8 protein-coding genes and 1 pseudogene are annotated in these 7,391 nt (G+C 37.7%); 8 read left to right on the top strand and 1 reads right to left on the bottom strand.

Annotation, left to right across the window (positions count from 1 at the left end; all coding sequences use genetic code 11):
- Positions 1-363: 363 nt before the first annotated feature.
- The 7 genes from AB2U10_RS18905 to AB2U10_RS18875 all read left to right on the top strand — a co-directional run bounded on the left by AB2U10_RS18905 (position 364) and on the right by AB2U10_RS18875 (position 6,159).
- Entirely contained in the window at positions 364-1,020 is a 657-nt protein-coding gene (locus AB2U10_RS18905; protein WP_493820771.1) for a hypothetical protein, read from the top strand.
- A 4-nt stretch (positions 1,021-1,024) separates the two neighbouring features.
- Complete coding sequence (locus AB2U10_RS18900) at positions 1,025-1,534, top strand: PH domain-containing protein (RefSeq protein ID WP_367916646.1); 510 nt, start codon at positions 1,025-1,027, stop codon at positions 1,532-1,534.
- Between the two features lie 156 nt (positions 1,535-1,690).
- A complete protein-coding gene (locus tag AB2U10_RS18895; protein ID WP_367916645.1) occupies positions 1,691-1,870 on the top strand; it encodes a hypothetical protein in 180 nt (59 codons plus the stop codon).
- A gap of 422 nt (positions 1,871-2,292) precedes the next feature.
- Complete coding sequence (locus tag AB2U10_RS18890; protein WP_367916644.1) at positions 2,293-2,568, top strand: hypothetical protein; 276 nt, start codon at positions 2,293-2,295, stop codon at positions 2,566-2,568.
- On the top strand, positions 2,565-2,975 hold the full coding sequence (locus AB2U10_RS18885) for a hypothetical protein (protein WP_367916643.1): 411 nt from the start codon (positions 2,565-2,567) through the stop codon (positions 2,973-2,975). Before AB2U10_RS18890 ends, AB2U10_RS18885 begins: the two co-directional genes overlap by 4 nt.
- 1,171 nt (positions 2,976-4,146) lie before the next feature.
- Complete coding sequence (locus AB2U10_RS18880) at positions 4,147-5,784, top strand: RHS repeat domain-containing protein (protein ID WP_367916642.1); 1,638 nt, start codon at positions 4,147-4,149, stop codon at positions 5,782-5,784.
- A 33-nt stretch (positions 5,785-5,817) separates the two neighbouring features.
- The gene (locus AB2U10_RS18875) at positions 5,818-6,159 is read left to right on the top strand and encodes a hypothetical protein (protein WP_367916641.1); all 342 of its coding nucleotides are present in this window, start codon (positions 5,818-5,820) and stop codon (positions 6,157-6,159) included.
- Between the two features lie 71 nt (positions 6,160-6,230).
- Here AB2U10_RS18875 and AB2U10_RS18870 read toward each other — a convergent pair.
- Positions 6,231-6,539 (bottom strand): annotated as a pseudogene (locus tag AB2U10_RS18870) (helix-turn-helix domain-containing protein); the annotation flags it as partial.
- Between the two features lie 254 nt (positions 6,540-6,793).
- Between AB2U10_RS18870 and AB2U10_RS18865 the strand changes: the two are divergent.
- On the top strand, positions 6,794-7,300 hold the full coding sequence (locus AB2U10_RS18865) for a hypothetical protein (RefSeq protein WP_493820769.1): 507 nt from the start codon (positions 6,794-6,796) through the stop codon (positions 7,298-7,300).
- Positions 7,301-7,391 lie beyond the last annotated feature (91 nt).

Genomic DNA, 7,391 nt, shown 5'->3' with positions numbered 1-7,391 from the left:
GATACAATAGGTTTTGTGATATAATATTTGCCCCTTTGGTGTTACGAGAATAAAAAGCCCCGAAATCGGGGTTTTTATCATATTGCATAATGCTGTTTAGCTTTATGGTCACGAATAAAGGTATCCAATTTAGTACTGTCAACCATTATGTGAACCTTGTTTGGCAAGAGAAAAGAAAAATTATCTTGCGCATATAAGCATAAAATTCTTTGAGTTGAAAGTTTGAGATGTTGATCGGGAAGTTATGTAGACACGAACCGCTGGGAATTACAGAGAAAAGTTACCTTCTGGCGGCTGAGCTATACTACGGATATTCTGGGTATAATTATGTACTGAATAATCCTCTTTCGTAACGGTATGTGGGTGAATGAGGGAAACCGGGTAACAACGGATATCCCTGAGGAGATTGCAGCGTTTATGGATGGGCGCCGGGGGCAAAATGATGGAGATAAAGATGACGATAAGAAGAAGAATAGCTTGAACTCAATGCAACTTTTACCTATTGGTGACATAAGTACCGGTTTGGGTGTTGTAGGTGAAGGATTATGGACGTTGGGAGAATATAAGAGCACAACCTTGTATAAAGAGGGAATCAGAAGAGGGGTAGATGGGAATTATAGGTTAACAGGGCGGAACCTTTCACTTTTTGGAAACCAACCCATGACGGAAGCGACTAAGCCGATAACGAACTTAAGCAAATTGAGTTCAGCGGGAAAATATATATCTAAAGCCCGAACTTATTTAGGGGGAGCATCTGCAGCTATTGACATATTTTCTTTTGCTACAAGACAAAGTCCTGATGATTTTAGTGGATACAAATTGGCATATAATTTAACTGGGACGGGTAGTTCTATTTTAGTTGGGGCAAAAATTGGAGGTAATTGGAGGGCATTAGTTGGTTTAGCCTTTTATGGCGGGCAAGTTGGGTATGATGCTGGCCAAAAAGTAGTTAATGAAATGAAAATAAGTTATAATAGTTTTAAGAAAAGCATAACAAGTTTTTGGTTATCAAATAAATAGATTGATGAAAATATTTAGAATAACAAAAAAAAGTAATACTGGGTTTTTAAAAAACTTTCTCTTTTATTTATTGTTAACATTAATAGGTACTCCTGCCCTAATGTATTTTAAGCGAGGGAGTATTGACATAGAGAGTTTTTTATGGATTTCATTGCCGTTTTTCACTATATTCTTTTTGATTCCAACTTTAGTCATTCACCTAAACTATTATTATTTAAATAGAGGTATGAAAGTGTATTATGAAGAATCAAAAAAACAGTTACGAGTAGCTGGTAAACTATCTGATATTACATTTTATGTATCTGACATACAGTCAGTTACAGAAGTAAAAACTCCTCCTAAAGCAGAGAATCGTAATATGATATTTCCGTGGGATGAATACCATTACTCATTGGTAGAATTGAAAAACGGGGAGAAGTTTTATTTTACCAGCCTGATACTTCCTAATCTGAATTTACCCATTGATAAAAGTAAAATTACCTTAAAGAAGCGGTTTTATCCTGCTATCTGGTAATCTCCACTTACCCACGACTTCAGTCGTGGGTGAGGAGTATGTTTATAGCGCCCTATGAAACTGGGACTCATTCTCCATTGTCTAACTGTAATCTTCCCTAAGAATAGCTACAATTTTTAGGGAAGATTACAGTACAATTGAAAATTCAAGAAAAAAATGGACAATAAACTATTTATTTTATTTACTCTTACTATTGGAGTTTATTTGATTTTGCGAGGTATAAAAGAAAGTAGGGATCATATTATTAATATTTCTATTAAAATTCGATATTTTGGGGCTGGGATTATGTTACTGGTTGCAGCCATTATTATTGTTATAAAGGAGCTAAATAAATAATGGCACATAGCTCCCACTCGCTATTCTACTTCTTCTTTAAACACATTAGAGAACAGGAGTTTGAAGATTGCCCTCTCCAGATAAATAAGTAAATATTGTACAAAATCAGATTAAGTGGAAGATAAAGATAAAACCGGTGTAACTAAATCCCCGATAAGCCGAGAATCTATAGCGGAGATGAATGAAGAAATATACGTTCAGTTCCTAAGCTAGAAGCATTAGCGGGTTTTTGGGAGAAACTAAATTATTACATTAATGGGAGAAAAGAGGGTAATATTGTATATGACATAGAGGGCAATCCTGTAAAGGTAGATTATACAGTCACCGGTAGCCCTGATTTAATAGGAGGTGTAAAAGGAGCGGCAAGTTTACTTAAATTAGCTGCAGGAGCTGAGAAGGGGATAATTATTATTGGTGAGGGTATGGCAAGAGTTGAAGCAGCTGCATCTAAAATTCCAGGAGCTAAAATTTTGAATGATATGCCTAAGTTTACAGGCACAGCAGATCAGGTGACAAGTAAAATGATGCAGTATAATCGAAAATGGATATTGCAGCAGATGAGAAGTGGTAAGTCAATTTTAGATATAGGATTGGATCCTATGCGAAAGACACCAAGTATATTTTATCAAATGGAGCAGAATATGCTTAAGAATTATCAGAAACTCCACCCAGAATCGATAAATGTTATTAAGCCATGATAGAAGGTAGCCAATATATAGCAATAGTCAAATTATACTTTAATTTTTTAATTACTGAGTTTAATTTTAAAGTGTCGGAAGAGAAGATAAGAGGTAACGCCTTCTACGATGTGCAGTATGGAGATGGTACTCATGTTGTGTCTATATCTTACGAGAATATAGAAGATTATTTTCAAGTAGTTATTTTTATGCTTCAAAATGGAGAATTCCCTGATTATGACGACAAAACGAGAACATTACATTTGAATAAACTTAATGCGCAAGTTTTATCAAGCATAGGAAGAAGAGAAATAAATCTGAATAATGAATATTTTTTAAGGTTCAATCCCCAAGATAAATTAGAAAGAAGACTACTGAAGTCAGCAAAAGAGCTGCGTTTATGCTTGATGAATTTTAAAGAATTATAAATCAGATAAGATAACAAAAGCCCTGGACCACCGGGGCTTTATTTTATTTGGTACCGTCCAACAAACTTGCACAAAATTCAAGACGGTGCCATTTATGAAGATGATCTTTGGCTTGATTATGACAGAGAAAACGCAACGAATTTTTTAGAAAAATGAAAATTATTAATCAATATCTAAATGGACTTCACAGGTTATTCCATAGTATTGGGAATCCTGATCCTGACCTGGGTGTAATTTTCTGCGTTATGCTAATGCAAATTTTCTTTGTGTTGGATATGTCTATTATTTTTAAATTTAGGATACCACTAACCGATGAACTAGGAAACAAATGGATTGTCCGACTAGTATTAGGTTTACTTTTATGGTCCATTAACAAATACATTTGGGGCATAAAGGAGAGTGTATATACTAACTATCAGCCATTGTCTAAACCGATAACGTTTTTAATTACATTTCTATACTTTGCAATCACACTGGGTTTTTTGTTTTATTCTTCAAAAGCGGTGTAATTATAAAGTAGATTTGAGCAGCCGGTAACATCATTCATTCTTTATCCTTTAAATGACCGCTTTATATACTATTTATCAAGGTGACATGACATAGTTATGCCAAAGCTAATGCGCCTAACTTTAAGGATAATAAACAATGAAAAGGATAATATTCCAATACTTTACAATATATAAAAAAAATGATGATGCTGATTGTGATATACAGGATTTGTACAATTGGAAGGAAGTTAACCATGATTTGAAAGGAGATTCAAATAGGAATGTAAAACTAGAATTCGAAAATATCGTCTTGTCTAAATTGAAGAGAAAATATAGGAAAAGGACATTTTGGGAAAACGTAGGAATAAAGTAATGTTAGTTGAAATTTTCCTGAATTCTACAAAAATTGAACGAATAATTTTGTAGGAACAAAAGGACAATCGAGTAGGACGTAAGGGGTCGAATCCCTTACTGTCCTCTCACTCTACTTAAGGATGTAACCCCAATTGTGTGATCGAGATTTTAAAACCAGGCAATTTCTATATATCATCTTCCTGCTTCTCCATTGGGCGGAGCGACAGCACAGACCGTTGCGCAGGGCGGAGCAGTGAGCCATCCCGACAGTCTAAAGCAGATCAAAGGGACTCCTTTAATGAATTCCATTAACAGATACCTACCTCCAGGTGGTCGATTACACATGGCATATCCGTGGCGGTCTTTTGGGCATTAACCTGAACGGCTCGGGGAGCCCGGTTCCCGACGGCACGGCGAAAGACCTGTTCAGCTATAAGCTGGAGTACGAAACGGCCGGGCAGTGGGGCGGCAATATCGGGAAGCAGTCGTGGAATCATGTGAACGGCACTACGCCTGTGGGGATAAGGAACTATACATACACGTATGATACGCAGTCGCGGTTAAAGACGGCCACCTACAGCGGCATCGGCAGCGAGAACTACAGCATTCCGAATGTCAATTACAGTAAAAACGGCAATATCACCCAGCTTCAGCGCAATGGTAAAACGGGCGGTTCTTTCGGGCTGATGGATAACCTGAGCTATACGTATTCAGGAAACCGCCTGACATCGGTCAATGATGGGGTGAGCGGCAATAACGAAGTAGATTTTGTGAAGCGGGGTAGCGGAGGGTATACGTATTATGCCAACGGAGCGCTGAAGAGTGACGAAAATGAACAGATCACCAATATCACGTACAATACGTATCTGAACCTACCGGAAGAGATCAATTTAAGTGATGGCCGGTGGATCAGGTACACCTACGATGGAGATGGCGAGCTGATTCGTACGCAATACAGCACGGGAGAATACTGGGAGTATGCAGACGGTTTTATTTTTAAAAACGGTCAGCCGTATCAATATGGTATTCCGGATGGAAGAGCTATCTTTGAGTCGGGAGTGTGGAAGCTGGAATTTGATTACAAAGATCACCTGGGGAACACGCGGGTGAGTTTTAAGGAGGGCTCATCGGGTGTGGTTCAGACGGCAAGAACGGATTTTGATCCCTGGGGGGTGCGTTTGAATGGGACGGGGAGTGTGAACGCTTTTCAGAACCGTTGGGAGTTGCAGGGAAAGGAAAAAGAATCTACCTTTAACCTGAACAGGGTAGACTTTGGGGCGAGGGTGTATAATCCGACGATCGGGCGGTGGGACAGGGTGGATGCTCTCGCAGACCACCCGAATCAAATTGATAAAAGCCCATACGCTGCATTTTGGAATAATCCTACTAACCTGAATGATCCTGACGGTAATTGTCCGATTTGTCCGTATATCGTAGGTGCGGCAAGCGGCGCAGCATTTGATTATGGAATACAAGTTGCGGAAAACTTAATAGATGGTAAGGGCTGGAGTTCATTTACAGATGTAGACGGAAAGTCTATAGCAATTTCTGCAGGCGCAGGAGCAACAGGGGTAGGATTAACAAAAAATGCGGGAAAATTACTCCAACTAATAAAGGGAGGAAGTAAAATTGATGATGTAGTAAATGTTGCTGATGATGTTGCAAAAACTGCAGCTAAGGTAAATGAATCTGGGGGAAAAAATATTGATGATGTAGGAAAAAGATTTAAAAATAGACTACCGGATAAAGGAGAATCTAACTCTATGCAAACTAATAAATCGGGGACAACAACTAAAAAGTATGGTTCCGATGGAAATGTACAAAAGAATACAATAAAGGTCATGGTCAAAATGCTCCTAAAAACGAAAGAGGAGACCATGTTCATGATTATAAACCTAACCCCAATAATCCTTCTGGACGTGGAGATAGGATGCCTGGTCGACCTCCTAAAGCAAATGAAAAGTTAAAAGATGAATATAAAACTCGTAAAATAGAGTAGAATGATAGCTTGCGACACTAAAGCGTATAATCTCATAGTAAATGAAGAGATTAAAATAAGAGATCTTCTTATTAAAAGAATAGATTTTAGTAGAGAGGAAGTAGCATTAGCAAAAATATACCTTTCTGATAATAAAGCAATTACAATAATCAGCATGAGGGACATTATTGAAATGAATTTTACTTTTTTTGAGGATGACCCTAGATATGTGGAAGATTTTAAGATATCCAGGTTAGATAATGGCTATTATTTTTCTATTGACCCTGACAACTCGGTTTCAGAGCCTGTATCGACAGATTGTAATTTTATTATTTCAAGAAATGTTGAGATAGAAAAACAGTAAAGGTTACGATGTACTATATAATGTGATCTCCCTTCTCCCCCGAGGCTGCCCGACAAGGGAGCCTTTTTCATTTATTGTTGGATAATGGACTGAAGATTATCTTTCATTCTTTTATTGGCCAGTGCGAGATCGATCATTTTAAGCAGTGCCTGCTGCTCGTCAGCAGCGAGGGTATCGATCAGCTTTATTTTTTGCATCGGGGGCAGGTTGACTTCCTGGTCGAGGTCATCAGACTTAAAGAACGCAGCCATATCCACTTCAAACACCGCAGCCAGTTTTTCCAGGGTAGAGATAGAGGGTTCCACCTTACCGTTTTCAATGCGGCTGTACTGGCCCTGGGGGATGCTACTGTCGGCGCACACCTGCTTTTGAGAGAGTTTTTTAGCTCTCTTAGCTGTCTGACACTGAAACGTGCTGCTCTTTTTTCAACTGAAAAAAGTATCTTTCAAATGTGGTGCTTAACAAATGCAGAAAGTTCTTTTAAATAGGCAGTAACTTTGTCCTTGGGGCATATGTTTAAATGGTACGGGTATCGTGAACAGCTTCCAGAACCGGTTTGAGCTGCAAGGGAAGGAAAAGGAAATGACCTTTAATCTGAACAGGGTAATTACCAAGACAAAACTAGTTGAATTATATGGACTTAATTTTTAAAGAAAAATGGACGGAGAAGGATTTTGACCAAATGGGTTGGCATGATTGTAGAATATATTCTATACAATTTAATCCTGAGAAATTTGAATTTATATTAGATATTGATTATATCCTTGAGTGGGTTTCAGATAAAGAACAATTTAAATTTTTGGTTACTCCTGCAACCCTTATATTTTTAAATGTTTGGGACATCCATTTCGATTTTGATTTCTCACATCCTCTTACAATAAATTCAATTGATTTTGCCAATCCAGTTGAACCAAGAAATATCGACTTTATCAACTACAAACAAGAATGGGATTGGCGAATAGACCTATTTTCAGGAGATATTTCTTTCAAATCAGTTGGGTTTATTCAGACAAATAGAAAAAAACCTGCTTTATTAACTTCTCAAACTCTGGGAGAAAAGGAGAGATCCGATTTGCAAAATTATTACGAAAGTATCGTGAATACTGGAAATACGGATGATACAATAGGTTTTGTGATATAATATTTGCCCCTTTGGTGTTACGAGAATAAAAAGCCCCGAAATCGGGGTTTTTATCATATTGCATAATGCTGTTTAGCTTTATGGTCACGAA

Origin of the sequence: Leadbetterella sp. DM7, from assembly GCF_040829825.2 — a bacterium.
GTDB lineage: Bacteria > Bacteroidota > Bacteroidia > Cytophagales > Spirosomataceae > Leadbetterella.
Note: the sequence above shows the minus strand (reverse complement) of the source record. Positions and strands in the feature narration are given on the sequence as shown.

Coding starts and splice junctions, on each gene's coding strand:
- AB2U10_RS18900 (WP_367916646.1), top strand. CDS start 1,025: ATGAAAATATTTAGAATAACAAAAAAAAGTAATACTGGGTTTTTAAAA.
- AB2U10_RS18895 (WP_367916645.1), top strand. CDS start 1,691: ATGGACAATAAACTATTTATTTTATTTACTCTTACTATTGGAGTTTAT.
- AB2U10_RS18890 (WP_367916644.1), top strand. CDS start 2,293: ATGGCAAGAGTTGAAGCAGCTGCATCTAAAATTCCAGGAGCTAAAATT.
- AB2U10_RS18885 (WP_367916643.1), top strand. CDS start 2,565: ATGATAGAAGGTAGCCAATATATAGCAATAGTCAAATTATACTTTAAT.
- AB2U10_RS18875 (WP_367916641.1), top strand. CDS start 5,818: ATGATAGCTTGCGACACTAAAGCGTATAATCTCATAGTAAATGAAGAG.
- AB2U10_RS18865 (WP_493820769.1), top strand. CDS start 6,794: ATGGACTTAATTTTTAAAGAAAAATGGACGGAGAAGGATTTTGACCAA.